Here is a 23,765-nt window from a genome sequence, read left to right as displayed (position 1 = left end):
GGTATAAACAGTTTATACGGTATAAATTATATAAATAGTATAAACGGTATAAATCGTATAAATAATATAAACGATATAAACCATATCGAAACCAGAACTGAAGCGAACAAGAAAAAAACCGATGGCAAAGATATTCTGCGTAGCGAACCAGAAGGGCGGAGTGGGCAAGACGACCACGACGGTGAACCTCTCCGCCGGCCTTGCCAAATTGAACCAGCGCGTATTGCTGGTCGACCTGGACCCGCAAGGCAATGCGACGATGGGGGCGGGTATCAACAAGGCCGGCCTGGCCGCATCCACCTATGAAGTCATGCTGGGCAGTGCCGATGTCGCCAGCGCGCGCCAGCGTTCCGAATCCGGCCGCTTCGACGTGCTGCCGGCCAACCGGGAACTGGCCGGCGCCGAAGTGGAGATGGTCGAGCTGGATAACCGGGAAAAGCGCCTGAAGGATGCGCTGGCGCTGGTCGACCAGGATTACGACTTCATCCTGATCGATTGCCCTCCGGCGCTGTCGATGCTCACGCTGAACGGCTTGTGCGCGGCACACGGCGTGATCATTCCGATGCAGTGCGAGTATTACGCGCTGGAAGGCTTGTCCGACCTGGTCAACACCATCAAGAAGGTGCACGCCAACCTGAACCAGGACCTGAAGATCATCGGCCTGCTGCGCGTGATGTTCGACCCGCGCATGACGCTGTCGCAGCAGGTCTCGGCCCAGCTCGAACAGCATTTCGGCGACAAGGTCTTCAAGACGATCATTCCCCGCAACGTGCGGCTGGCCGAAGCGCCGTCGTATGGCATGCCAGGGGTGTCGTTCGATCCGTCTTCCAAGGGAGCCCAGGCGTATATCGCCTTCGGCGCCGAGATGGTGGCGCGCATCAAGACGATGTAAGCAGGTCGGTACCCTTAACAAAAACCCACGTGCAGAAACTGGGGTCAGACCCGGCGGGTCTGACCCCGGCCTCTGCTGTTGGGGTAAGCGTTGGAAAACAAATGGCAACCAAAAAACTCAAAGGCCTGGGTCGCGGCCTCGATGCGCTGCTGGGCGGCGCTGACGACTCTCCCGCTCCCGTCGAGCCGGGCAATCCCTCCGAACTGCCGCTCGGCCAATTGCAACCGGGCAAGTACCAGCCGCGTACGCGGATGGATGAAGGCAGCCTGAACGAACTGGCCGCGTCGATCAAGGCGCAGGGCATCATGCAGCCGATCCTCGTGCGGCCGCTCGGCGGCGCGCAAGGCGACATCCGGTATGAAATCATCGCTGGCGAACGCCGTTTCCGCGCCGCGCTGATCGCCGGCCTCGACACCGTGCCGGTGCTGGTGCGCGAAGTGGACGATACGTCCGCCGCGGCCATGGCGCTGATCGAAAACATCCAGCGCGAAGACTTGAACCCGCTGGAGGAAGCACAGGGCATCCACCGCCTGATCACCGACTTCGCCTTCACGCATGAGCAGGCGGCCACCGCCGTGGGGCGTTCGCGCTCGGCCGTATCGAACCTGCTGCGCCTGCTGAACCTGGCCGCACCGGTGCAGACGATGCTGATGGCCGGCGACATCGACATGGGCCACGCCCGCGCCCTGCTGGCGGTCGATGCCGCCACGCAGATCACGCTGGCCAACCTCGTGATCGCAAAACGCCTGTCGGTGCGGGAAACGGAAAAACTGGTCACCCGCACGCAGGAAGAGCAGGACGCGCCACCGGAAGCCAGGGTGCGTGAAAAGTCGGGAGACATCCGGCGCCTGGAAGAAGAACTGTCCGACCGCTTTGCCACACCCGTCACGTTCCGCATCGGCGCGAAAGGCAAGGGTCAGATGATCATCGACTTCGCCGACCTGGAGATCCTGGAAGGCGTACTGGCCAAATTGCGCGAGCCGGCGAGCGAGTAAGCTGCCTGGACGGCCGGGGCGCGGACACAGCATTCCGGACGGCGCAGCCATGTCCCGCGCGATGCCGCACGCCCCAAACTGGCCGGCCTGGCATCCAGGTGCCGGTAACTTTCTCTCGCCTTCCGGCCCGGGATTTGGCAGCGAAAGTTATTCACATAATCGATGACGGTTATTCGGCAATTGCAAATGGCTGAGTTATTCACGAAACCACAGTGGATTTCCTATAAACAAACCACGCTGGTGATAATGCTGCCATTAGCATTTCCGCGTTTTTCGAAAAACACCTCTAAAAAATCGGCGACGCGAATAACGTATTGCCATTGTTCGCCATTGCAGCGCCCCGATATGGCGTTGGGAAGTAAGATGGCGGTTGCGCGGCAGGCATGAGCGTTGCGCAAAAGATACGGTATGACAGCGGGAAGAAGCGGCCAAAGCGGGGCAAACACACGGCGAAGAGGGGCGAATAGGCGGCAAACAGGGCTTAAGGCCCGGCTAAGTCTGCCATGCCCAAGTTGCTTGCACCACATCGGTGCAGGGGCTTGACGGATTAGTCACAATGTTGCCTGATTTGCTCCCGTGAGGTGCATCACGTTTGACGCAGCTCACGTAACAGTCCTATAATCCCGTGTCTTTGGGTCTTAAAGCTACGTTAAGAAGGTTGGCAAGTGAGTGATTCTGCAGCAAGTATCGCCCGGCCGGTCTTTCGCATCGTTGCCCTGCAATTAACCATCGCCGTCCTTTTTTCAGCCCTCGTCGCGCTCTTCGCCGGGGTGGGAAAAGGCTGGCCCGCCGCCATGGGCGGGGCGATCGCGGTGATGGGCAGCCTGGTCTACGCGCTGATCGTCACGCGTGCCAACGGCGACCCCAAAGCCATCTTCCGGCGTCATTTTCGCGCCGAGATGGTGAAATTATTCATTACAGCAGTGCTGTTCATTGCGGTGCTGGTGCTGTTTCCATCGGCCGCGTCGGTTTGGCTGATTTTAGGTTTCGCGGTGACGACCCTGGCTTATTGGTTCTCATTGCTCGCAGTTTAAATGCCGTTTGATGCCCTTCGAGAATCGAAGGATGCGGACAAAGTTTCTAAATTCAATACCAACTTTACTATGACGACTGAACACGCGGGGGGCCACGCAGGCCCGGCAAACGCCACCGAGTATATCCAGCACCACCTGACTCACCTTCAGAACACCGACGGCACGTACAACCTGGACACGTTCTGGATCTCCGCGATCCTGGGCGCCCTGTTCCTGTTCGTGTTCTGGCTGGCCGCCAAGCGCGCCACGGCGGGCGTGCCGGGCAAGCTGCAGAATTTCGTTGAATTCGTGATGGAAATCGTCAACGACACCGTCAACGGCGCATTCCACGCCAAGAGCAAGGTTATCGCCCCGCTGGCGATCACGATCTTCGTCTGGGTCTGGCTGCTGAACGCGATGGACTTCCTGCCGGTGGACCTGCTGCCAATGCTGCTGTCGATGGTTGGCGTGAACTACCTGCGTGTCGTGCCGACCGCCGACGTGAACCACACGCTGGGCATGTCGATCGGCGTGCTGATCTGCATCATCGGCTTCTCGATCAAGGCCAAGGGCGCCGGCGGCTGGGTCAAGGAACTGTTCACGGCCCCGTTCCACGCCAGTGGCCCGGTCGGCATGATCCTGCTGGCCCCTGCCAATTTCCTGCTGCAGATGGTTGAACTGCTGGCCAAGCCAATTTCGCTGTCGCTGCGACTGTTCGGCAACATGTATGCCGGCGAACTGATTTTCATCCTGATCGCGCTGCTGCCATGGTGGGCACAGTGGGCACTGGGTGGTCCATGGGCAATCTTCCACATCCTGATTGTGACGCTGCAGGCCTTCGTCTTCATGGCCCTGACGGTTGTGTACCTCGCCCTCGCGGTAGAGAAGCACTAATTTGGCACCTCGCCGGGCCGGAGACGGCCTGGCGGGATGCCGAGCGGTATGTAGTAAAAAGAGTTTTTTAAATCTGGTATCTGTCGTTTTTTTTAAATCTTAGGAGAAATCTAAATGCAAGCTCTGATCGCACAAGTACAAAGCATGACCGTTCTGTCCGTGGCTATCATCATCGGCCTGGCCGCAATCGGTACCGCTCTGGGCTTCGCTATCCTGGGTGGCAAGTTCCTGGAAGCTTCGGCACGTCAGCCTGAACTGATGCCGCAACTGCAAACCAAGCTGTTCGTTATCGCTGGTCTGCTGGACGCGATCTCGATGATCGGCGTTGGTGTTGCTCTGCTGTTCACGTTCGCTAACCCGTTCCTGACCCCGCTGACCGCCGCTATCGCAGGCCAGTAATTTACCGCTCCAACCAGGGGAAACTTTTTAGGAGCAAGGTATGAACATCAATATGTCTCTCATCGGTCAGATGATCACCTTCGCGGTGCTCGTTTGGTTCTCGATGAAATTCGTATTCCCGGCGCTGAATGCTGCGCTGGATGAGCGTGCCAAGCGTATCGCGGACGGTCTGGCTGCTGCCGAGCAGGGCCAGGCTTCGATGGCGGCAGCTGAAAAGCGCGCCACGGAAGCCCTGACCTCCGCGCGTGACGAAGCTGCGTCGCGCGTCGCGGACGCTGAAAAGCGCGCTCAGCTGATCGCTGAAGAAATCAAGGCCAACGCCAAGGCTGAAGCGGACCGCATCATCGCGACCGCCAAGGCCGAAGCCGACCAGCAGGTTACCCAGGCACGCGAGCAACTGCGTGCCCAGGTTGCCGACCTGGCAGTCAAGGGCGCCGAGCAAATCCTGAAGCGCGAAGTCAACGCGTCGGCCCACGCCGACCTGCTGAACCGCCTTGCGACCGAGCTGTAATTATGGCTGAACTCGCAACCGTCGCTCGTCCTTACGCGGAAGCCCTCTTCCGCGTAGCCCAGGCTGGCAACCTCGCGCAGTGGTCCGATCTGGTGTCCGAACTGGCCCAGATCGGTTCGCACGAAGAGGTGCTGGCATATGCCCGCAACCCGAAGGTGACGGACAGCGAATTGCTGGCCACCATCACCTCCCTGCTGAAGTCGCCGCTGACCGCGGAAGCGAACAATTTTCTCTCGACGCTGATCGAAAACGGCCGCATCGCATTGCTGCCGGAAATCGGCGCCCAATTCCACGACCTGAAGAATGGCGTGGAAGGTGCGGCGGATGCCGAAATCACGAGCGCATTCGATCTGGATGGCGCGCAAACCGCCACCCTGGTCGCCACGCTGGAAAAGAAATTCGGCCGCAAGCTGAACCCGCAAGTCACGGTCGATCCATCGCTGATCGGTGGCGTGCGCGTGGTGGTCGGTGACGAAGTGCTGGACACTTCGGTCCGCGCCCGGCTCGAACAGATGCGCGTCGCGCTGACGTCGTAATCGGGCAGGATCGCGTCCGCCGCGGCAGACCCTTATACCCTCGCGCAAGCTGAGAGAACACAATTAGGAGTTACCATGCAACTCAACCCATCTGAAATCAGCGAGCTGATCAAGAGCCGGATCCAAGGCATTGACAGTGGCGCTGAAGTGCGCAATCAAGGCACCGTCATCTCGGTTGCCGACGGTATCTGCCGCATCCACGGTCTGTCCGAAGTGATGCAAGGCGAGATGCTCGAATTCCCGGGCAACACCTTTGGCCTGGCCATGAACCTGGAGCGCGACTCCGTCGGCGCCGTGATTCTGGGTGCCTACGAGCACATCTCCGAAGGCGACACGGTGAAAACCACCGGCCGCATCCTGGAAGTGCCGGTCGGTCCGGAACTGCGCGGCCGCGTGGTCAACGCACTGGGCCAGCCGATCGACGGCAAAGGTCCGGTCGATGCCAAGCTGACCTCGCCGATCGAAAAGATCGCGCCGGGCGTGATCGCCCGTGAATCCGTGTCGCAGCCAATGCAGACCGGCCTGAAGTCGATCGACGCGATGGTGCCGATCGGCCGTGGTCAGCGCGAGCTGATCATCGGCGACCGCCAGACCGGTAAATCGGCTGTCGCAGTCGACGCGATCATCAACCAGAAGGGCCAGGGCATGACGTGTATCTACGTCGCCATCGGCCAGAAGGCTTCCACGATCAAGAACATCGTCCGCTCGCTGGAACAGCACGGCGCGATGGAATACACGATCGTCGTCGCCGCCACGGCGTCCGAATCGGCCGCCATGCAGTACATCTCGGCCTACTCGGGCTGCACGATGGGCGAATACTTCCGCGACCGCGGCGAAGACGCGCTGATCGTGTACGACGATCTGTCGAAGCAAGCCGTTGCCTACCGCCAGATTTCCCTGCTGCTGCGCCGTCCGCCGGGCCGCGAAGCGTACCCGGGCGACGTGTTCTACCTGCACAGCCGCCTGCTGGAACGCGCAGCCCGCGTGAACGCCGACTACGTGTCCGCCTTCACCAACGGCGCCGTGACCGGCAAGACCGGTTCGCTGACCGCACTGCCGATCATCGAAACGCAAGCTGGCGACGTGTCCGCGTTCGTGCCGACCAACGTGATCTCGATCACCGACGGCCAGATCTTCCTGGAAACCTCGCTGTTCAACGCCGGCGTCCGTCCTGCGATCAACGCCGGTATCTCGGTGTCCCGCGTCGGTGGTGCCGCGCAGACGAAAGTCATCAAGGGCCTGTCCGGCGGTATCCGTACCGACCTGGCGCAGTACCGTGAACTGGCTGCGTTCGCGCAGTTCGCTTCCGACCTGGACGAATCGACCCGCAAGCAGCTGGACCGCGGTGCCCGCGTGACGGAACTGCTGAAGCAGCAGCAATACTCGCCGCTGTCGACCTCGCTGATGGCCGCGTCGCTGTTCGCCGTGAACAAGGGCTTCCTGGACGATATCAGCGTCAAGCAAGTGCTGCCGTTCGAAGCGGGCCTGCATTCGTACCTGAAGTCGAAGCAAGCTGCCCTGCTGTCGAAGATCGAAGAAACCAAGCAACTGGACAAGGATAGCGAAGCAACGCTGTCCGCGGCCATCGCTGATTTCAAGAAATCCGGCGCATTTTAAGCGGCACGGCGGTTCACCCTGGTGAACCGCCATTCGCGCAGAAGGAGTAAGGACTCATGGCAGTAGGCAAAGAGATACGTGGCAAGATCAAGAGCGTAGAGAATACGAAGAAGATCACGAAGGCGATGGAAATGGTCGCCGCATCGAAAATGCGCAAGGCGCAGGATCGCATGCGCGCCGCCCGTCCCTACGCGGACAAGATTCGTAATATCGCCGCGAACCTGGCTGGCGCCAATCCCGAGTACACGCACCCGTTCCTGGCCGATGCCCAGGGCACGCAGGCAAAAGCCGTTGGCTTCATCATCATCACGACCGACAAGGGTCTGTGCGGTGGCATGAACACCAACGTGCTGCGCGCGGTGACGAACAAGACGAAGGAACTGGAAGCGGCCGGCAATAAAGTTGAAGCGGTCGCGATCGGCAACAAGGGCTTGGGTTTCCTGAACCGCATCGGTGTGCCCGTGGTGGCGCAGGCGACGCAGATCGGCGATACCCCGCACCTGGAAAAGCTGATCGGCCCCGTGAAAGTCATGCTGGAGAAGTTCCAGGAAGGCAAGCTGGACGCGGTTTACCTGTGCTACACCAAGTTCATCAACACGATGAAGCAGGAACCGATGGTCGAGCAGCTGCTGCCGCTGACCGCTGAAAAGCGCGCGGCGGACAAGGGCGGCATCACCTGGGATTACATCTACGAACCGGATGCAGGGACCGTCATCGACGAACTGCTGGAACGTTACGTGGAAGCCCTGGTGTACCAGTCCGTGGCGGAAAACCTCGCGTCCGAGCAGTCGGCGCGGATGGTGGCGATGAAGGCCGCCAGCGACAACGCCGGCAGTGTGATCGGCGAACTGAAGCTGGTGTACAACAAGACCCGCCAGGCAGCCATTACCAAAGAACTCTCTGAAATCGTGGCCGGTGCGGCAGCGGTTTAAAAACGAATTTAACTATATTTGAAGGAACGAAAATGGCTGATGGCAAAATCGTTCAGTGTATCGGCGCCGTGGTGGACGTGGAGTTCCCGCGCAACGCGATGCCTAAGGTTTTTGACGCGCTGAAAATGGCAGGCTCCGAGCTGACCCTGGAAGTTCAACAGCAGCTGGGCGACGGCATTGTCCGTACCATCGCGCTGGGTTCTTCCGACGGCCTGCGTCGCGGCATGACCATCCAGAACACCGGCAATCCGATCATGGTGCCAGTGGGTAACGGTACCCTGGGCCGCATCATGGACGTGCTGGGCAACCCGATCGACGAGCGTGGCCCTGTCTCGCAAGAGCAGACCGCGTCGATCCACCGCACCCCGCCGGCCTACGACGAGCTGTCGCCGTCGCAAGACCTGCTGGAAACCGGCATCAAGGTGATCGACCTGGTGTGCCCGTTCGCCAAGGGCGGTAAAGTCGGCCTGTTCGGCGGCGCCGGCGTGGGCAAGACCGTCAACATGATGGAACTGATCAACAACATCGCCAAGGCGCACTCGGGTCTGTCCGTGTTTGCCGGCGTGGGCGAGCGTACCCGCGAAGGTAACGACTTCTACCACGAAATGGCCGATGCCAAGGTCGTCGACCTGGACAACCTGGGCAACTCCAAAGTGGCCATGGTGTACGGCCAGATGAACGAACCGCCGGGCAACCGCCTGCGCGTGGCACTGACCGGCCTGACCATCGCGGAATCGTTCCGCGACCAGGGCAAGGACGTGCTGTTCTTCGTCGACAACATCTACCGCTTCACGCTGGCCGGTACCGAAGTGTCCGCACTGCTGGGCCGTATGCCTTCCGCCGTGGGCTACCAGCCGACGCTGGCCGAAGAAATGGGCCGCCTGCAGGAACGCATCACGTCGACGAAAACCGGCTCGATCACGTCGATCCAGGCCGTCTACGTCCCTGCGGATGACTTGACCGACCCGTCGCCAGCGACGACCTTCGGTCACCTGGATTCCACCGTCGTTCTGTCGCGTGACATCGCCTCGCTGGGTATCTACCCGGCAGTGGACCCGCTGGACTCGACTTCCCGCCAGCTGGACCCGCTGGTCGTCGGCCAGGACCACTACGACACGGCCCGCGCCGTGCAGGGCACGCTGCAGCGCTACAAGGAACTGCGTGACATCATCGCGATTCTGGGCATGGACGAACTGGCACCGGAAGACAAGCTGCTGGTCGCTCGCGCCCGTAAGATGCAGCGTTTCCTGTCGCAGCCGTTCCACGTCGCCGAAGTCTTCACCGGCGCACCGGGCAAGTACGTTTCGCTGAAGGACACGATCAAGGGCTTCAAGATGATCGCTTCCGGCGAACTGGATCACCTGCCGGAGCAGGCGTTCTACATGGTCGGCACGATCGAAGAAGCGATCGAAAAAGCCAAGAAGCTCGGTTAATACCGCATAAGCAGCCCGAGAAACCGTAGCGAGCGGTAGCAGTTTCGATTCCATAGCAGGTCGTACTTTGGTACGGCCGGTCCGCCGATGCGGAGCAACGGAGATCGAAAATGCAACGCGCAGTAGGTTTATCGGTGCTGCTTTGAATCCGATAGGACAACTATGGCTAACACTATTCACGTCGATGTGGTCTCCGCGGAAGAGCTGATCTTCTCCGGCGAAGCCACCTTCGTCGCGTTGCCGGGCGAACAGGGCGAGCTGGGTATCTACCCGAAGCACACGCCGCTGATCACCCGTATCCGTCCGGGCGCGGTGCGCATCCAGGTGCAGGGCAAGTCGGAAGAAGAGTTCGTCTTCGTCGCCGGCGGCCTGCTGGAAGTGCAGCCGAACGCCGTGACGGTCCTGGCCGACACCGCGATCCGCGGCGGCGACCTGGACGAAGCCAAGGCGCAAGCCGCCAAGAAACTGGCGGAAGAAAGCCTGGCCAACAACCAGACCGGCATCGACTACGCGAAAGCGCAGGCGGAACTGGCAGCGGCCATCGGCCAGCTGGCAGCCATCGCCAAGCTGCGCCAGAACAAGCACTGATCTGGATGCATCCAGAAAAAAGCAGCCTGCGGGCTGCTTTTTTTTTTCGTCCATTGCCTGGAAAGTTGCCAAAATTCGGGGTCTGACCCCGGTTTTCGGCAATTTTACAACCGGGGACAGTCCCCATTTTTTGGCAACATTTCCCGGATGTGAGAGGAGCTCGTCCGGCACGCAGGGCAGGCCCGCGGACGGCATGCTCGATATCGGGAAAAATTTCCTGAAAACGGGGACAGTCCCCGATTTTTGGAAATATTTCCAGGCGTCTCGATCAACGCGCCGACGTTAGCGGCAAAGGCCGTAAGCCTTGCGCTCGGGGAACCACCGATAGGTAAAGGTGCGCACCGGGTAGCGCTTCTCGGCAATGATGACATCGGACAGCACCAGGTCGAACCGGTCGGGCAGGCCGCTGTCGACGCCCAGCCGGATGCGCCATTGCGTGACATCCGCCGTGGCGACGGGCAGCAGCAGGCCGGGGATATCCGTGATCACTTCCACCATTTCCGCCCGGTTGTTGGTGCCGCGCTGGTAATAGCTCAGTACCTTGGCCTTGGCCACCGTGGCGCCTTTCGGCTGCGTGACGTTGAAGGCACGCGTGACGAACTGCACCCGGCCGCCGCGCGGCACCAGGTAGATGATGCCGAACTCGGCGCCGCCTTGCCGCAGCGTGACGGGACTGGTGGCGGAAACACTGACGCCTTCCGGGAGATTGAACGTCGACCCTTCAACCCACGTGTTGCAATCGGGGGTAGTGGCCATGTACAGCTGTTCGGGCTGGTAACTGTCGCCGCAACCGGTCATGGCAAGCAGTAGGGGGAGGGTGCAGAGCGCGAGTCGGCGCATGGTCGGTGTCGATGGTGATGGCAGCCGACAGTGTAACCGAGCGCCCGTCATTGTAACAACGGCATCGCGGCATGAACAATTGTCGTGCAGCAACCACAATATCATATGTCCCTGGCAACTTGCCAGCTGCTTCGTTTTGCACGTGGATTGCTTCCTAGTATGCTTGAGTCCGCGGCCATGCCCTCGCCGCACCCCATCCGTCTGCGCCCCATCCCCGCCTGAAATCCGTCGTCCGTCCGGCCGGCCATCGATCATCCTTTCAGGAAGCACCAATGCCAATCACCACCGTATCCGTGTCGTTCGCCAATGGTTTCGTCGGCGACGCCCTCAGGAACAATGAAGCGACCAACGCTTCCCTCGCCTCGACGCTCGGCTGGTCGAAGCTGCAATTCGAACAGGCCACGGACAACGGGCAGTTTGGCGGCGCCCAGGGCAACGACCTGTCGGGCACGATCCTCGTCACAGACGCGGCCGGCGTGCAGCACCGCATCGAAGGCGTGATCAACTGGCGCGCGCCCAGCGGTACCGTCAGCACCATGGTGTTCTATGCCAAGGGCAGCAGCTACACGCTGGCGAAGGCAGGAGGCGGCACGGTATTCATCGATCCCTGGACGGAGGCGAATGGCGATCCGCGCAGCTTCATCGGCCTGACCTTCAACGGCCAGGCACTGACGATCTCGAACGGGTCGGTCAGCGGCAACGCCGCCACCCAGGGCCTGCTCTCCACCTTGAACGCCTACCTGGCCAACCAGCCCAAGCTCACCGTCGGTGACGCCACCGTGGACGAAGGGGCAGGCACGGCCACGATCACCGTCTCGCTCAGCCAGACGAGCAGCGATACCGTCACGGTACGCTACACGTCCGTCGATGGCAGCGCCGTGGCCGGAACCGACTACAGCGCGGTGACGGGGACGCTGACCTTCGCACCGGGCCAGACCAGCAAGACGATCACGGTTCCGCTGACCGATACCGCGGCGATCGATGGCGCGCGCCACGTGTCCGTGGTGCTGAGCGACAGCACCTTCGCCGCCATCACGGACAACACCGGCGTGCTGACGATCACCGACAACGATGGCGCCGTGCCCATCGCCGCCACGGTCGCCAGCGTGGTGGCCGAAGACGGCGCGCACCTGGGCGCCACGCCTGTCGACAGCAGCGTCGGCGAAGGCGGCACGCTCGTCTATACGGTGATACTCAGCGGTACCGGCGGCGAGCATGCGCTGGTGCACGGCGGCAGTGCCGTCACGGCCGACCTGGGCACGCTGGCGTTTTCCGACGGCGTGACCTGGAAGAACGGCAACCCGGCTTCGGGCATCGTCGTCGTGCCGAACGGCGTGGGCAGCTTCAAGATCACCGTGCCGACGGTCGACGACAGCGCCATCGAATCGGCCGAAACGGCCGTGCTGACGGTGGGCGGCGTGACCGCGACCGGCACGATCACGGACAACGACAGCCAGGCCGTGGCCGCCGTCACGGCCGAGGATGCGGCGCACCCCGGCCTGCTGCCGGCCGACGACAGCGTCGCCGAAGGCGCGTCGCTGCTGTACACCGTGACGCTGAGCGGCGCCAGCCCCGTGACGACCGAATACGCGCTGGTCCTGTCCGGCACCGCCGGCGTGAGCGACACGTCGTCGTTCGCGTTCACTGCGGGCGTGACCTGGAAGAACGGCAATGCCGGCAGTGGCATCGTCGTCGTGCCGGCGGGCGTCACGACGTTCGGCGTCACCGTCGGCACGGTCGACGACGCGGTCATCGAAGCGGCGGAAACGGCCGTGCTGGCGGTGGGCGGGCTGTCCGCCACCGGCACGATCACGGACAACGACAGCCAGGCCGTCGCCAGCGTGCTGGCCGAGGATGCCGCGCATACCGGTGCCACGCCGGTCGATAACGCGGTGACCGAAGGCGCCACGCTGGTGTACACGGTGGCGCTGAACGGCGCGAGCCCGGCGGCCACCGAGTACACGCTCACGCTCGGCGGCACGGCGGCCCCGCAAGACCTGGGCAGCCTGTCGTTCAGCCATGGCGTGGCCTGGAAGCTCGGCAACGCGGCGAGCGGCATCGTCGTCGTCCCGGCCGGGGTCACCGGTTTCACGGTCACGCTGCCCACGGTCGACGATGCGCTGGTCGAAAACGCGGAAAGCGCCGTGCTGACGGTGGGCGGCGTGTCGGCCACCGGTACGATCGCCGACAACGACAGCCGCAGCATCTCGGCCATCGTGGCCGAGGATGCCGCGAACGTGGGTGCCAATCCGGTCGACAACGCCGTGGTGGAAGGGAATACGCTGCGCTATACCGTCAGCGTCAGCGCGGCCGGCGTGGCCGATGGCGAATATGCCCTCGCGTTGTCCGGCAGCGCCGCCACCGCGGACCTGGGCGCGATCACCTTCTCCGATGGCGTGGCCTGGAAAAACGGCGACCCCGCTACCGGCATCGTCGTCGTACCGGCCGCCGTCACCAGCTTCACGATCGATGTCGCCACGGTGGACGACGCGCTCGTCGAATCCGCGGAAAACGTCGTGATTACGCTGGGCGGCATCGTTGCTTCCGGTACCGTGACGGACAACGACGCGCCGGCCATCGCCGGCGTGACCGCGTTCGCCGCGGCGCAACCGTCCAGTGGCGCGACCAGCGTCACGGAGGGCGCGGCGCTGGCCTACGCGGTCACGCTGAACATGGCCGGCGCCGGCCCGGTCGCGTTCGCGCTGGCGTTGGGCGGCACAGCTGCCGCGCAGGACCTGGGCAGCCTGTCGTTCAGCGATGGCGTGGCGTGGCAGAACGGTACCGCGTCGAGCGGCATCGTCATCGTTCCGGCTGGCGTCACCGGTTTCACGGTCACGCTGCCGACGATCGACGACGCGCTGGTGGAGAATCCCGAGAGCGCCGTGCTGACGGTGGGCGGCGTGTCCGCCACCGGCACGATCACGGACAACGACAGCCGCAGCATCTCGGCCATCGTCGCCGAGGATGCCGCCAACGTGGGTGTCAACCCGGTCGACAACGCCGTGGTGGAGGGCAATACGCTGCGCTATACCGTCAGCGTCAGCGCGGCCGGCGTGGCCGACGGCGAATATGCCCTCGCGCTGTCTGGCACTGCCGCCACCGCGGACCTGGGCGCGATCACCTTCTCGCATGGCGTGGCCTGGAAGAACGGCGATGCGAGCACGGGCATCGTCGTGGTGCCGGCCGCCGTCACCAGCTTCACGATCGATGTCGCCACCGTGGACGACGCGCTGGTCGAACTGGCTGAAAACATCGTGATCACGCTGGGCGGCATCGTTGCTTCCGGTACCGTGACGGACAACGACGCACCGGCCATCGCCGCCGTTGCGGCCTTCGCCGCGGCGCAACCGTCCAGTGGCGCCACCAGCGTCACGGAAGGCGCGGCGCTGGCGTACGCGGTCACGCTGAACATGGCCGGTGCGGGCCCGGTCGCATTCGCGCTGGCGCTGGGCGGCACCGCTGCCGCGCAGGACCTGGGCAGCCTGTCGTTCAGCGATGGCGTGGCGTGGCAGGACGGTAACGCGTCGAGCGGCATCGTCATCGTTCCGGCCGGCGTCACGGCCTTCACGGTCACGCTACCGACGATCGACGATGCGCTGGTGGAGAATCCCGAGAGCGCCGTGCTGACGGTGGGCGGCGTGTCCGCCACCGGCACGATCGCGGACAACGACGTGGTGGTTGTTCCGCCGCCCGTACCGGAAACCCCGACCACGCCCGAGACGCCGCCGACGCCGGAAACCCCGACGACGCCCGAGACGCCTACGACGCCGGAAGTCCCGACGACGCCGGAAACGCCGACGACGCCGGAAACGCCGACCACACCCGAGACGCCAACGACGCCGGAAACGCCAACCACGCCGGAAACGCCAACCACGCCGGAAACGCCAACCACGCCCGAGACGCCGGCCACCCCCGGCCTCCAGATCGGCCTCGACCCGGCATCGGACGACGGCGCCAGCCAGTCCGACACCGTCACCAGCGTCGTCACGCCCGAGTTCACGATCAGCGGCGGCACGCTGCTGGCGCCCGGCGGCAGCGTGCGCCTGCTGAGCGCGGCCGGCGAGGTGGTGGCCAACAGTGCCATCACGGCCGAGGATATCGCCGCCGGCAAGATCAACGTCGGCGCCGGCTTGCTGGACGATGGCGTCTACACGTTCAATGCACAGATCCTCGATGCCAACGGCAACCTGGTGGCGCAATCCCCCGTGTCCGTCACCATCGTGACCGACGTCGATGGCGTGGCCCCGTCGATCGAGCTGGCGGCCAATGGGGGCGATTTCAACCATGACGGAGTGCTCGACTGGCAGCAGCACGCGGTGGCGCAAATGCCGATGCGTTCGCTGGCCGACTTCATGATGGGCAAGAACGCCGCGGCGTCCTCGTTCGGCGCGGTGCTCGCGGGTTCGGTGGGCAGCAGCGCCGAGGCGGTGCAGCTGACGGCGGGCGCCCAGCTGAAGGACCTGAGCCTGACCGACCTGCCGGCCGTGCTGCCGACCCAGTACCGTGCCACCTCGCCCGTGTTCAATTTCACGGTCACGGCGGAAGAGGGCGTGGCCAGCCTGCCCGACCTCGACGCGACGCGCGAAGGCCTGCAGACCCGGGTCGTCATCGACCTGGCGGGCGGCGGTTCGCTGGCGAACAATTTCCTCAAGTTCGACAGCGCCACGCAAAGCTATTACAGCTTCCTGGACGACGGCCGCCTGGACACGATGGACAACGGCGCCACGCTGGTGGACCTGAACCGCGACGGCCGCACCGATCGTATCGTGCTCACCTTGACGGATGGCGGCTGGGGCGACGAAGATGGGCTCGTCAACGGCACCATCGTCGACCCGGGCATGCTGGCGTTCGATACGCCGGACCACCAGGTCTACAGCATCGTCCTGGCCGGCGGCGACCGGTACTACACGGCCAGTGCCGCCGAGGCGGCGCAGAAGGCGGCCGTGGCCGGCAACGCGTTCGAAGGCGTGGCGTTCGACGCAATGCCGGGCGGGCAGCAGATGACGGCGTATTACCAGCCGTTCACGCAGGACTGGACTTTCGCGGCCGCCGGCCAGGCGCTGCCTTATGCATGCTATGGCGCGGTGGCCGGGGCGGGCGGCTTCACGGCCGCGGCGGCCGGCAGCGGTATCGGCACGCAATTCCACCTGTACCAGGATGCGCGCGGCCAGACCCAGCTGGTGTCGCTGGACGACGCGGCAAGCCTGGGCCTGGCGGCACAGGGCTACACCGACCGCGGCGCGAAGTTTGCCGCGACGACCACCAACGCGTTCGATTTCGACGCGGAAGGGTACCTTGTGGCCAACCAGGACAACGCGTCGGTGCAGGCCCTGGTGCAGCAACTGGCGGCAAGCTACCAGTCGAGCAGCGCGGCGGGCTTCATCGATGCCGTCGAGCAGAATTATTTTGAACAGGTCACGGTGATCGGCATCGCGCACGGCTCGGCCGCCACGGCCGCCGAGCTGAACGCCGCGTTCGGTACCGTGTTCACCAACTGATCGAGTCAATGTCGGGAGGCACATGAAACGAATGAAGTATCGCTCCGTGCACGCGGCGGTTGTCGTGGCTATGCTTGCGGCCGGGGCGCTGGGTGCCGCGACCGCAACTGCCCAGTCTTACCCGCAGTCTTACCGCTACTGGGGCGCCCACCTGGGCGCCAATACGCTGGACCACTGGGATGCCCGCGTCGATTTCGGCGGCGGCGTGGCTTTCGACGGCCGGGCCGAACTGAAGCGCGGCCTGCATGGCGGCATCCAGGTGGGGCATGCCACCGAACACGCGCGCTACGAACTGGAATACGAACGGGGCGCGCTGCGCGTCGAGCAGCTGGCGCTGGGGCCCGTGACCGAGGCGGCCGATGCGCGCGGCCACTACGATGCCGTGTTCGCCAATGCCTACCGCACCGACCGGCTGTCCGAATCGCTGGGCACCTTTGTCGGCGGCGGGATCGGCTGGGGGCGCGTCAAGCTGCCGGACCTGGCGCTGGGCAGTTTCAACTGCCGCTGTTTCGGTCCCGCGTCGAAAAGCGGATTCGCATGGCAGTTGCGCGCCGGCCTGGAATACCGCGTTGCGCCCGGGCAGGCGCTGTCGCTGCAATACACATGGCTGGCCTTGCCGGCGCCGGAGCGCGGTGGCGACGTGGCCGTGGACTACGAACGGCGCCGCTTCGGCGCCCTGTCGCTGGGCTATTCGCGGCACTTCTGACGTGCCGCGGCGCTTGCGCGCGCCAGAGAGCGGTCGACAATGATAGGCTGGTCTCTCTGACTCCAGGAGCAGCGCATGTTTCATCATCTCGGTATTGTCGTGACGGATTTCACGCGCAGCGCGGCGTTGTATGACGCCTGCCTGGCGCCGCTGGGAATCCGTCGCACCGAAACCGACATGGATTGGGCCATCTACGCTGCCGAGGGAGGCCAGCCGTTCATCTGGCTGGGCTCCGAGATCCCCACGTACTGGCGTGCCGGCCACCAGGCCGGCAATGCGCCGATCCATATCGCCTTCGCCGCCCCCGATCGCTCCGCCGTGGACAAGTTCTACGCGGCGGCGATGGAACACGGTGCCGAAGACCACGGCCCGCCCGGCTTGCGGGTGGGCTCGGGCCACTACTACAGCGCTTACATCCTCGACTTCGACGGCAACAACATCGAGGCGACGCTCCAGGAGAAGTAGCGTTCCCGAACGCCGGCTTTGCCGTGGCGGCAGGCCGGCACGCGCCGCCATCGCTCCCCCTTATCTTCCCTTCTCGCGCTGGCGCCGCTGCGCGGACTTGACGATCACCTTCCACTTCGCCCGTTCGGCAATCCGGTCCAGCGGCGTCTGCGCGCCCCGCCGGGCATCGCGCAACAGCTTGTGGTAATTGGCCAGCCGGTCCGGATCGGCGCCCGCGCGCACCGCGCAACCCGGTTCCAGCCCATGCTGGCAGTCGCGGAACTGGCAGTGCTGCGCCAGGTCGGCGATATCGTCGAACGTGGCGGCCAGCGTCTTCTCGTCGGCGTCCGGCCGCCAGGTGCGCAGGCCCGGCGTATCGACGATGCAGGCGCCGCCCGTGCAGCGGTGCAGCGAACGCGCGGTGGTCGTGTGCCTGCCGCGGCCATCGCCCTTGCGCGTGACGCTGGTTTCCTGGACGCCGGTGCCTGGCGCATCGTTCAACGCAGCGGTCAGCGTATTGGTCAGCGTCGATTTGCCGGTGCCCGACGCGCCGAGCAGGCACAAGGTCTGACCCGCCCCGAGCCACGGTTGCAAGGCTGCGGCAGCCGCGCCGCTCAAGCCATTGATCGCCAGCACGGCGATCCCGGCCGGCAGCCGGCGCTGGACCTCCGCCACTTTCTCGTCCACCTCCGTGGCGATATCGGCCTTGGTCAGCACCACCACGGGCGCGATATCGGCGCTTTGCACCACGGCGATATACCGCTCCAGCCGGCGCAGGTTGAAGTCGAGGTCCAGGCCCATGACCAGCAACGCGGTATCGATATTGCTGGCCAATACCTGGCGGCGGCCATCGTTGGCACGGCGCGCGACCTGCGTCAGCGGGGCGGCTCGCAAGGCGATCCAGTGTTCGCCGTCCAGGTCGTCGACAGCGACCCAGTCGCCCACCGCCAGCGCGTCTTCGTCGTCGGCCAGGGCCGACAGCAGGCGGGGCAGGGCACGCGCCTGCCGGTCGGCATGGCCGTCGTGCACGGTCATCCATTCGCCATGGATGGCGGCGATGCGCATCGGGCGCATGGTTGGCGTGGTATCCAGTGCCGCCAGGTGGCCGGCGGTCAGGTTGTTCAGTCCGATAGTGCGTAAAACATCGATGTCGATGTGCAGCATGATGGTGGTGTTCCCATGAGTTCACAGCTCGCGGCAGGCGCGAGCACAAGCCGCGCGCAAAGCTAGTGGCTTCGGGCGGCAACGTCGAAGGGGAAGGTCGGCGCGACAGGCGCCGGGAACACCGGGAAGATTACAACCGGGATGAGAACCGGGGAATCAGGCGAAGTCCAGCGCTGTTACGCGGCCGACAGGAAGGCAATGTCCGTGGCGTTCATGCTTGTCTCCTGTAGGCGTTAGTGGAACTGCAAGTTTCTCATTCCGTGATGGCTTCGTCAACCGCACAGCGTTGCACCGTGCGCACGCGGCAGTGCGCAGGCGCCAGCGCCGTGCGCAGCACGTCCAGCGCGCGCTGCGGCGCAGCGGCACCGCACATGAAGATGTCGACCGCGGCGAATTGCTGCTCGGGCCAGGTATGAATCGAGATGTGCGATTCAGCCAGCAGCACGACGCCGGTCACGCCGAGCCCGGGGCCGAAGCCGTGGAAATGGCTGTGCAGGATGTGCGCGCCGGCCGCTTGCGCCGACATACGCAGCAGCGCTTCGATGCGGGCACAGCTCGTCAGCTGGTCGGGTGCGATACCGGACAAGTCCGCCAACAGATGGGTTCCCTCGGCCTTGTAAGCACTCACTTATGGCCCCCGCCACCACCGCCCCAGCCGCCGCCGCCCGTGTTCGACGACCAGGTGGAGCCGCCGCCGTAGGTCCGCGCGAAGCCGCCCGTCCTGGGCCCCATGTTGGTCCAGCTGAGTACGGTCGAGACGAAGACGACGGCAATGCCGTAGATCCAGAACTTCTTCATGGCTTGTCGTTGTTATCCAGGAAGATCGCCGGCAGGTACAGCGCCAGCCCGGCCAGCACCGTGAAGGCGACCGTGCCGCCGAAATTGGCCATCAGCGGGATCGCGTTCAGCACGCCGGCCGCGATGATCAGGAACTTGGCCGAGCTGCGGTAGCGGGTGGTGCTGGCCAGCGTGCCCGGCGTGCGCGGTGGCGGCGGCGGTGTTGCCTTCAATACGGCGGGGAACCAGGCCTTCAGCTGGTCGAACGCCACGGGTGTGGAACGCGACCAGGTGATCTCGCTGGCGCCGCGTTCGGCCGCCAGCGTGACCTGGCCCGACTGGAATTCCTGGACCTCCATGACATCGCCCACTTCCACGCGCCAGTTGAATGCACCGGCGGCGAACGTCACGCGGGCAGGATAGTCATACAGCCACCGGTACGAGACGTTGTCGAGCATTGCCGACTCGCCGCGCCAGTCGGGCCACACGTCCATCGCGTCGGAGCGCTGCCAGCCATCGTCCGTCTCCACCAGCCAGGTAAAGCCGGCCCGGCTTCCGTACAGTAGGTATTCGGTCCACCCGGTGCCCTCGTCATCTTCGCGGCGCATCACGCCGATCACGGTGAGCCTCTGGCTGCCCAGCTTGCCCTCGGCACCCAGCGGCAGCGTGGTCGGCTCGGCCTCCACCCGCTCGCCGGCGCGCAGCACTTCGATCTTCGGGCTGGCTGCGTCGAGCTGCGCGCTGCAGGCCGGGCACACCAGGTTCGCCGTCATGCCCGGCAGGTACTTGATGCCGCTGCCGCACGACGGGCAATCGAGTGCCTGGACCTTGCCCCGCAAGCGGCCCGCCGTGCGGGCGATCTCCTGCTCGTCGCGCAGCAATTGCGGGCGCAGGCTGTCCAGCGTCACCGGCACGCCGCCGTAGGCCAGCGGCCGGTCGCCGTCGGAATAGTCCAGCGTGAGGAAAGCGCCGCCGCCGCGCAGGTCCGCCACTTTCGCCTGCCACCCGTCGGTCACGCGGAACGGCAGTTCACCCTGGCCGCCGGTGCAGCGCGCCGTGCGCACGTCCGCCGCCATCCAGCGCTCGCCGGCGACCATCACATACTGGCCGGCGCGCAGCTCGCCAAAGGCGGGCAGCGGGCCTTCCAGGCGCCGTTCGAGCGTGATCGTGAACTGGCCCGAGGCGTCACCCAGCCAGCCCGCCTGGCCATCGTCGAACAGCAGGTACCACTCGTTCCAGAAACCGGCCTCGTAGCGCAGCTGCAGGCGCCCGATGACGGTAAAGGGCCGCTTGGCCCACGTGCCGGACGTGCCGAGCTGGATCGGCGAATAGTCTTCCAGCACCTCCGAAATTTTGCCGAGGTCACGTACGCTGCCGGCATCCTTCAGCACGCCGGTGCGGCAGAACTCGCACACGGCCATCACGGCCGCATGCGAGCGGAAGCGCACTTCGGCGCCGCAGTTGGGGCAGGAAGCAGTGATCAATGCGCGGCCCGCGTCAGCCGATCAGTTTCTTCAGCAGCTCGGCTTTCGTGCTGTCATAGTCGGCGGCGGAGATCAGGCCCTTGTCCAGCAGGCCCTTGAGCTTTTGCAGGCGGCCCTCGATCGATTCCTCGGCCGGTGGCGCCACCGGCGCCGGCGCGGCCTGCACGGGGGCGGGGGCCGCTTGCGGCGCGACAGGCGTCAGCGAAGCGCCGACCGCCTGGCCCATCGCCTGGCCGATCGTCACGCCGGCGCCCAGCCCCGCGCCGATGCCGGCGATGCCGCCTTCGTTCTGCGCCGCCAGCGGGATCGCGGTGGCGGTCTGGTAGCGGGTGAAACCGGCCATCTTGTCGGCCGACAGGCCGCCCTTCATGCCGGCCGAGATGCGGTCGTCCAGCGCCCGCTGCAATTCGTCCGGCAGGCTCACGGACGCCACGTTGAATTCATCGAGGCCGATGCCGTAGCGCGCGAACGCATCGGCCAGGTCGCCCTTGATTTCCTGCGCCATCAGCGCCTGGTTGGCCGCCATGTCGAGGAAGGCCACGTTCGAGCCGCCGATCGAGCTGGCCATCGTCGACAGCAGGATGCCGCGCAGCTGGTCTTCCACTTCATCGCGCGTGTACGTGTCGCGGGTGCCGCTGATCTCGGTGAAGAACTTGCGGGCGTCCGCCACGCGATACGAATACATGCCGAAGGCGCGCACCCGGATCATGTCGAAATCCTTGTCGCGGATTGTCACCGGTTGCGGCGTGCCCCACTTGCGGCCGGTCTGCACGCGCGTGCTGAAGAAGTACACGTCCGACTTGAACGGCGCATCGAACAGCTTGTCCCAGTTCCTCAGGTTGGTCAGCACGGGCAGCGTCTGCGTCGTCAGCTTGTGCGTGCCGGGGCCGAACACGTCGGCGATCTGGCCCTCGTTGACGAACACCGCCACCTGCGATTCGCGCACCACCAGCACGCCGCCGTTCTGGATCTCGAAATCCTGCATCGGGTAGCGCCAGGCCAGCACGCCTTCCTGGTCCTCGTTCCATTGCAGGACATCGATGAACTGTTTCTTGATAAAGCTGCCGATACCCATCATGGACTCCTCAGGAAATGCAGGCGGCGTTGATGCCGCCGATGGAAAGGGAAATGGTGCCGAGCAGGCCGCCGAAGGCGCTGTTGCCCGCCTCGATCTGGTCCTTGGCCATCTTCAGTGCGCGCGTGGTCACCGCATAGGCCAGCGCCTGCACGATCATCGCGCCGAACACCCAGGCAAAGAATTCCTGGTAGTTACGCGTGTGCAGCAGCCCCGAGGCGATGGTCAGCGAAAAGCCCAGTAGCGCGCCGCCCAGCGACAGGGCCGCCGCATGGTTGCCTTGCCGGATCAGGTGGACTTCGTCGTACGGCGTCATCCACGTGTAAGCCTTGAAGAACACGGCCAGCAGCGCGGCGGCGATGCACAGGTGGATCAGGTAGTTGGCGACGGCGAACATGGTCTATAGTGGCAAACTTTCAAACGGAACATGATAATCCAGGCGCGGGGCAATGACCAAAAAGATTCTGATCCTGTCCGTGTTCGTGGTCGCCTCCTGCGGCCTGGCGTATGAACTGATCGCCGGCGCGCTGTCCAGCTACCTGCTGGGCGATTCGGTACTGCAGTTTTCCACCATCATCGGCTGCTACCTGTTCGCCATGGGTGTCGGCGCCCACCTGTCGAAATACGTGAAGGACGAGCAGGTGCTGGCGCGCTTCGTCGACGTCGAACTGGCCATCGGCCTGATCGGCGGCGTCTCCGCGGCCCTGCTGTTCCTGACGTTCTCGTGGTCGGCGGCCTCATTCCGGCTGCTGCTGTACGTGCTGGTGTTCATGATCGGCGCGATGGTCGGCATGGAAGTGCCGCTGGTGATGCGGGCACTGAACGCGCGCCAGACCGCGTTCGCCGATATCGTCAGCCGCGTGCTCACGTTCGACTACCTGGGCGCGCTGGCCGTGTCGCTGCTGTTCCCGCTGGTGCTGGCACCGTACCTGGGCCTGGTGCGCACCGGCTACCTGTTCGGCATGCTCAATATCGGCGTGGCGCTGTGGACCATCCATGTGTTCCGCGCCGAGCTGACGCACCTCGCCGGCCGCACCCTGCGGGCCTGCGGCGTGCTGGTGGCGCTGGGCTTCGGCTTTGCCAGTGCCGACCGGCTGACCCACTTCGGCGAACATTCGCTGTTCGGCGACGAGATCGTGTACGCCACCAGCACACCCTACCAGCGCCTCGTGATCACGCGCTGGAAGGACGACACACGGCTCTATATCAACGGCAACCTGCAATTCTCGTCGCGCGATGAATACCGGTACCACGAAGCGCTGGTCCACCCGGCGCTGGAACGCCTGCCGTGGGCCAGGCGCGTGCTGGTGCTGGGTGGCGGCGACGGCCTCGCGGCGCGCGAAGTACTGCGCTACAAGAACATCGAACAGGTGACGCTGGTCGACCTGGACCCGGCGATGACCGCCGCGTTCAAGTCGCGCGCCGAACTGGCCGCGCTGAACCACGGGGCGCTGTCGGACCCGCGCGTCAAAGTGATCAACGCCGATGCGGCCGTGTGGCTGCGCGACACCGGCGAGATGTTCGATGCCGTCATCGTCGATTTCCCCGACCCGTCCAGCTTCGCGCTCGGCAAGCTGTATTCGGTGCCGTTCTACAGCATGCTGCGGCACCACCTGGCGGCCAATGGCCTGGTGGTGGTGCAGTCGACCTCGCCGTACTTCGCGCCGCACGCGTTCTGGACCATCGATGCCACGCTGCGCGAAGTGGGCTTGCGAACCCACCCTTACCACCTGTATGTGCCATCCTTCGGCGAATGGGGCTTCATCCTCGCGTCGCCGCAGGGCGTCTACACGCCGCCGGCCTCGTACCGGCTGCCGATGCGCTTCCTGAACGGTGCCACGACGGCGGCGATGTTCACCTTCCCGCCGGACATGCAGCCCTTGAAGATGGCGCCGAACCGCCTGAATACCCAATCCCTGGTGCACGAGTTCGAGCAGGACTGGCACCGCACGATCCGCTGAGGACAC

22 protein-coding genes are annotated in these 23,765 nt (G+C 64.4%); 15 read left to right on the top strand and 7 right to left on the bottom strand.

Going from position 1 to position 23,765, the window contains the following annotated elements; genetic code table 11:
• Positions 1-121: 121 nt before the first annotated feature.
• The 11 genes from EYF70_RS28655 (at position 122) to EYF70_RS28605 (ending at position 9,810) form a co-directional block, all read left to right on the top strand.
• Positions 122-892, top strand: coding sequence for a ParA family protein (locus EYF70_RS28655; protein ID WP_131148408.1), 771 nt, complete (start codon positions 122-124; stop codon positions 890-892).
• Positions 893-993: 101 nt separating this feature from the next.
• Positions 994-1,887 carry a ParB/RepB/Spo0J family partition protein gene (locus EYF70_RS28650; RefSeq protein WP_131148407.1) on the top strand — a complete coding sequence of 298 codons (894 nt, stop codon included), beginning with the start codon at positions 994-996 and terminating at the stop codon, positions 1,885-1,887.
• A 665-nt stretch (positions 1,888-2,552) separates the two neighbouring features.
• Positions 2,553-2,921 (top strand): ATP synthase subunit I, encoded by a 369-nt coding sequence (locus EYF70_RS28645; RefSeq protein WP_131148406.1) that lies wholly within the window; start codon positions 2,553-2,555, stop codon positions 2,919-2,921.
• A 69-nt stretch (positions 2,922-2,990) separates the two neighbouring features.
• Positions 2,991-3,794, top strand: a complete 804-nt coding sequence (gene atpB / locus EYF70_RS28640; RefSeq protein ID WP_131148405.1) for a F0F1 ATP synthase subunit A — start codon at positions 2,991-2,993, stop codon at positions 3,792-3,794.
• A 114-nt stretch (positions 3,795-3,908) separates the two neighbouring features.
• Entirely contained in the window at positions 3,909-4,193 is a 285-nt protein-coding gene (atpE, locus tag EYF70_RS28635) for a F0F1 ATP synthase subunit C (RefSeq protein ID WP_130186860.1), read from the top strand.
• A gap of 40 nt (positions 4,194-4,233) precedes the next feature.
• Positions 4,234-4,704 (top strand): F0F1 ATP synthase subunit B, encoded by a 471-nt coding sequence (locus EYF70_RS28630; protein ID WP_131148404.1) that lies wholly within the window; start codon positions 4,234-4,236, stop codon positions 4,702-4,704.
• A gap of 2 nt (positions 4,705-4,706) precedes the next feature.
• The gene (locus EYF70_RS28625) at positions 4,707-5,240 is read left to right on the top strand and encodes a F0F1 ATP synthase subunit delta (protein WP_131148403.1); all 534 of its coding nucleotides are present in this window, start codon (positions 4,707-4,709) and stop codon (positions 5,238-5,240) included.
• 75 nt (positions 5,241-5,315) lie between these two features.
• Positions 5,316-6,857 carry a F0F1 ATP synthase subunit alpha gene (atpA, locus tag EYF70_RS28620; protein WP_131148402.1) on the top strand — a complete coding sequence of 514 codons (1,542 nt, stop codon included), beginning with the start codon at positions 5,316-5,318 and terminating at the stop codon, positions 6,855-6,857.
• 56 nt (positions 6,858-6,913) lie between these two features.
• Complete coding sequence (gene atpG / locus EYF70_RS28615; RefSeq protein WP_131148401.1) at positions 6,914-7,789, top strand: F0F1 ATP synthase subunit gamma; 876 nt, start codon at positions 6,914-6,916, stop codon at positions 7,787-7,789.
• Positions 7,790-7,821: 32 nt separating this feature from the next.
• Complete coding sequence (gene atpD / locus EYF70_RS28610; RefSeq protein WP_131148400.1) at positions 7,822-9,222, top strand: F0F1 ATP synthase subunit beta; 1,401 nt, start codon at positions 7,822-7,824, stop codon at positions 9,220-9,222.
• 162 nt (positions 9,223-9,384) lie between these two features.
• Positions 9,385-9,810, top strand: a complete 426-nt coding sequence (locus EYF70_RS28605) for a F0F1 ATP synthase subunit epsilon (protein ID WP_131148399.1) — start codon at positions 9,385-9,387, stop codon at positions 9,808-9,810.
• A gap of 282 nt (positions 9,811-10,092) precedes the next feature.
• Here the strand turns inward: EYF70_RS28605 and EYF70_RS28600 are convergent, their stop codons facing one another.
• A complete protein-coding gene (locus tag EYF70_RS28600; RefSeq protein ID WP_229420607.1) occupies positions 10,093-10,566 on the bottom strand; it encodes a hypothetical protein in 474 nt (157 codons plus the stop codon).
• Positions 10,567-10,922: 356 nt separating this feature from the next.
• On the opposite strand from EYF70_RS28600, the gene EYF70_RS28595 reads away from it, so the two are divergent.
• The 3 genes from EYF70_RS28595 (at position 10,923) to EYF70_RS28585 (ending at position 17,319) form a co-directional block, all read left to right on the top strand.
• Positions 10,923-16,148 (top strand): beta strand repeat-containing protein, encoded by a 5,226-nt coding sequence (locus tag EYF70_RS28595; protein WP_131148397.1) that lies wholly within the window; start codon positions 10,923-10,925, stop codon positions 16,146-16,148.
• A gap of 22 nt (positions 16,149-16,170) precedes the next feature.
• Positions 16,171-16,854 carry an outer membrane protein gene (locus tag EYF70_RS28590; protein WP_131148396.1) on the top strand — a complete coding sequence of 228 codons (684 nt, stop codon included), beginning with the start codon at positions 16,171-16,173 and terminating at the stop codon, positions 16,852-16,854.
• Between the two features lie 75 nt (positions 16,855-16,929).
• The gene (locus EYF70_RS28585; protein WP_131148395.1) at positions 16,930-17,319 is read left to right on the top strand and encodes a VOC family protein; all 390 of its coding nucleotides are present in this window, start codon (positions 16,930-16,932) and stop codon (positions 17,317-17,319) included.
• A 60-nt stretch (positions 17,320-17,379) separates the two neighbouring features.
• Here the strand turns inward: EYF70_RS28585 and rsgA are convergent, their stop codons facing one another.
• From rsgA to EYF70_RS28560, 6 genes are all read right to left on the bottom strand, one after another.
• Entirely contained in the window at positions 17,380-18,462 is a 1,083-nt protein-coding gene (gene rsgA, locus EYF70_RS28580; RefSeq protein ID WP_131148394.1) for a ribosome small subunit-dependent GTPase A, read from the bottom strand.
• A 253-nt stretch (positions 18,463-18,715) separates the two neighbouring features.
• The gene (speD, locus tag EYF70_RS28575) at positions 18,716-19,090 is read right to left on the bottom strand and encodes an adenosylmethionine decarboxylase (RefSeq protein WP_229420606.1); all 375 of its coding nucleotides are present in this window, start codon (positions 19,088-19,090) and stop codon (positions 18,716-18,718) included.
• Positions 19,087-19,260: a hypothetical protein gene (locus EYF70_RS31205; protein ID WP_165497810.1), complete on the bottom strand. Its 174-nt coding sequence runs from the start codon at positions 19,258-19,260 to the stop codon at positions 19,087-19,089. The genes speD and EYF70_RS31205 overlap by 4 nt, the downstream gene beginning before the upstream one ends.
• Positions 19,257-20,723: a DUF4178 domain-containing protein gene (locus EYF70_RS28570; RefSeq protein ID WP_131148393.1), complete on the bottom strand. Its 1,467-nt coding sequence runs from the start codon at positions 20,721-20,723 to the stop codon at positions 19,257-19,259. Before EYF70_RS28570 ends, EYF70_RS31205 begins: the two co-directional genes overlap by 4 nt.
• A gap of 13 nt (positions 20,724-20,736) precedes the next feature.
• A complete protein-coding gene (locus tag EYF70_RS28565) occupies positions 20,737-21,798 on the bottom strand; it encodes an SPFH domain-containing protein (RefSeq protein ID WP_131149406.1) in 1,062 nt (353 codons plus the stop codon).
• Positions 21,799-21,808: 10 nt separating this feature from the next.
• Entirely contained in the window at positions 21,809-22,195 is a 387-nt protein-coding gene (locus tag EYF70_RS28560) for a DUF350 domain-containing protein (RefSeq protein ID WP_131148392.1), read from the bottom strand.
• A 52-nt stretch (positions 22,196-22,247) separates the two neighbouring features.
• On the opposite strand from EYF70_RS28560, the gene EYF70_RS28555 reads away from it, so the two are divergent.
• A complete protein-coding gene (locus tag EYF70_RS28555) occupies positions 22,248-23,759 on the top strand; it encodes a polyamine aminopropyltransferase (RefSeq protein ID WP_131148391.1) in 1,512 nt (503 codons plus the stop codon).
• The last annotated feature ends 6 nt before the right edge of the window (positions 23,760-23,765 follow it).

It is taken from the genome of Pseudoduganella albidiflava (assembly GCF_004322755.1).
Taxonomy (GTDB): Bacteria; Pseudomonadota; Gammaproteobacteria; order Burkholderiales; family Burkholderiaceae_D; genus Rugamonas; species Rugamonas albidiflava.
Note: the sequence above shows the minus strand (reverse complement) of the source record. Positions and strands in the feature narration are given on the sequence as shown.

Coding starts and splice junctions, on each gene's coding strand:
- EYF70_RS31205 (WP_165497810.1), bottom strand. CDS start 19,260: ATGAAGAAGTTCTGGATCTACGGCATTGCCGTCGTCTTCGTCTCGACC.
- atpG (WP_131148401.1), top strand. CDS start 6,914: ATGGCAGTAGGCAAAGAGATACGTGGCAAGATCAAGAGCGTAGAGAAT.
- EYF70_RS28605 (WP_131148399.1), top strand. CDS start 9,385: ATGGCTAACACTATTCACGTCGATGTGGTCTCCGCGGAAGAGCTGATC.
- atpA (WP_131148402.1), top strand. CDS start 5,316: ATGCAACTCAACCCATCTGAAATCAGCGAGCTGATCAAGAGCCGGATC.
- atpE (WP_130186860.1), top strand. CDS start 3,909: ATGCAAGCTCTGATCGCACAAGTACAAAGCATGACCGTTCTGTCCGTG.
- EYF70_RS28625 (WP_131148403.1), top strand. CDS start 4,707: ATGGCTGAACTCGCAACCGTCGCTCGTCCTTACGCGGAAGCCCTCTTC.
- EYF70_RS28650 (WP_131148407.1), top strand. CDS start 994: ATGGCAACCAAAAAACTCAAAGGCCTGGGTCGCGGCCTCGATGCGCTG.
- atpD (WP_131148400.1), top strand. CDS start 7,822: ATGGCTGATGGCAAAATCGTTCAGTGTATCGGCGCCGTGGTGGACGTG.
- EYF70_RS28560 (WP_131148392.1), bottom strand. CDS start 22,195: ATGTTCGCCGTCGCCAACTACCTGATCCACCTGTGCATCGCCGCCGCG.
- EYF70_RS28655 (WP_131148408.1), top strand. CDS start 122: ATGGCAAAGATATTCTGCGTAGCGAACCAGAAGGGCGGAGTGGGCAAG.
- rsgA (WP_131148394.1), bottom strand. CDS start 18,462: ATGCTGCACATCGACATCGATGTTTTACGCACTATCGGACTGAACAAC.
- EYF70_RS28590 (WP_131148396.1), top strand. CDS start 16,171: ATGAAACGAATGAAGTATCGCTCCGTGCACGCGGCGGTTGTCGTGGCT.
- EYF70_RS28555 (WP_131148391.1), top strand. CDS start 22,248: ATGACCAAAAAGATTCTGATCCTGTCCGTGTTCGTGGTCGCCTCCTGC.
- EYF70_RS28630 (WP_131148404.1), top strand. CDS start 4,234: ATGAACATCAATATGTCTCTCATCGGTCAGATGATCACCTTCGCGGTG.
- atpB (WP_131148405.1), top strand. CDS start 2,991: ATGACGACTGAACACGCGGGGGGCCACGCAGGCCCGGCAAACGCCACC.
- EYF70_RS28595 (WP_131148397.1), top strand. CDS start 10,923: ATGCCAATCACCACCGTATCCGTGTCGTTCGCCAATGGTTTCGTCGGC.
- EYF70_RS28565 (WP_131149406.1), bottom strand. CDS start 21,798: ATGGGTATCGGCAGCTTTATCAAGAAACAGTTCATCGATGTCCTGCAA.
- EYF70_RS28600 (WP_229420607.1), bottom strand. CDS start 10,566: ATGGCCACTACCCCCGATTGCAACACGTGGGTTGAAGGGTCGACGTTC.
- EYF70_RS28585 (WP_131148395.1), top strand. CDS start 16,930: ATGTTTCATCATCTCGGTATTGTCGTGACGGATTTCACGCGCAGCGCG.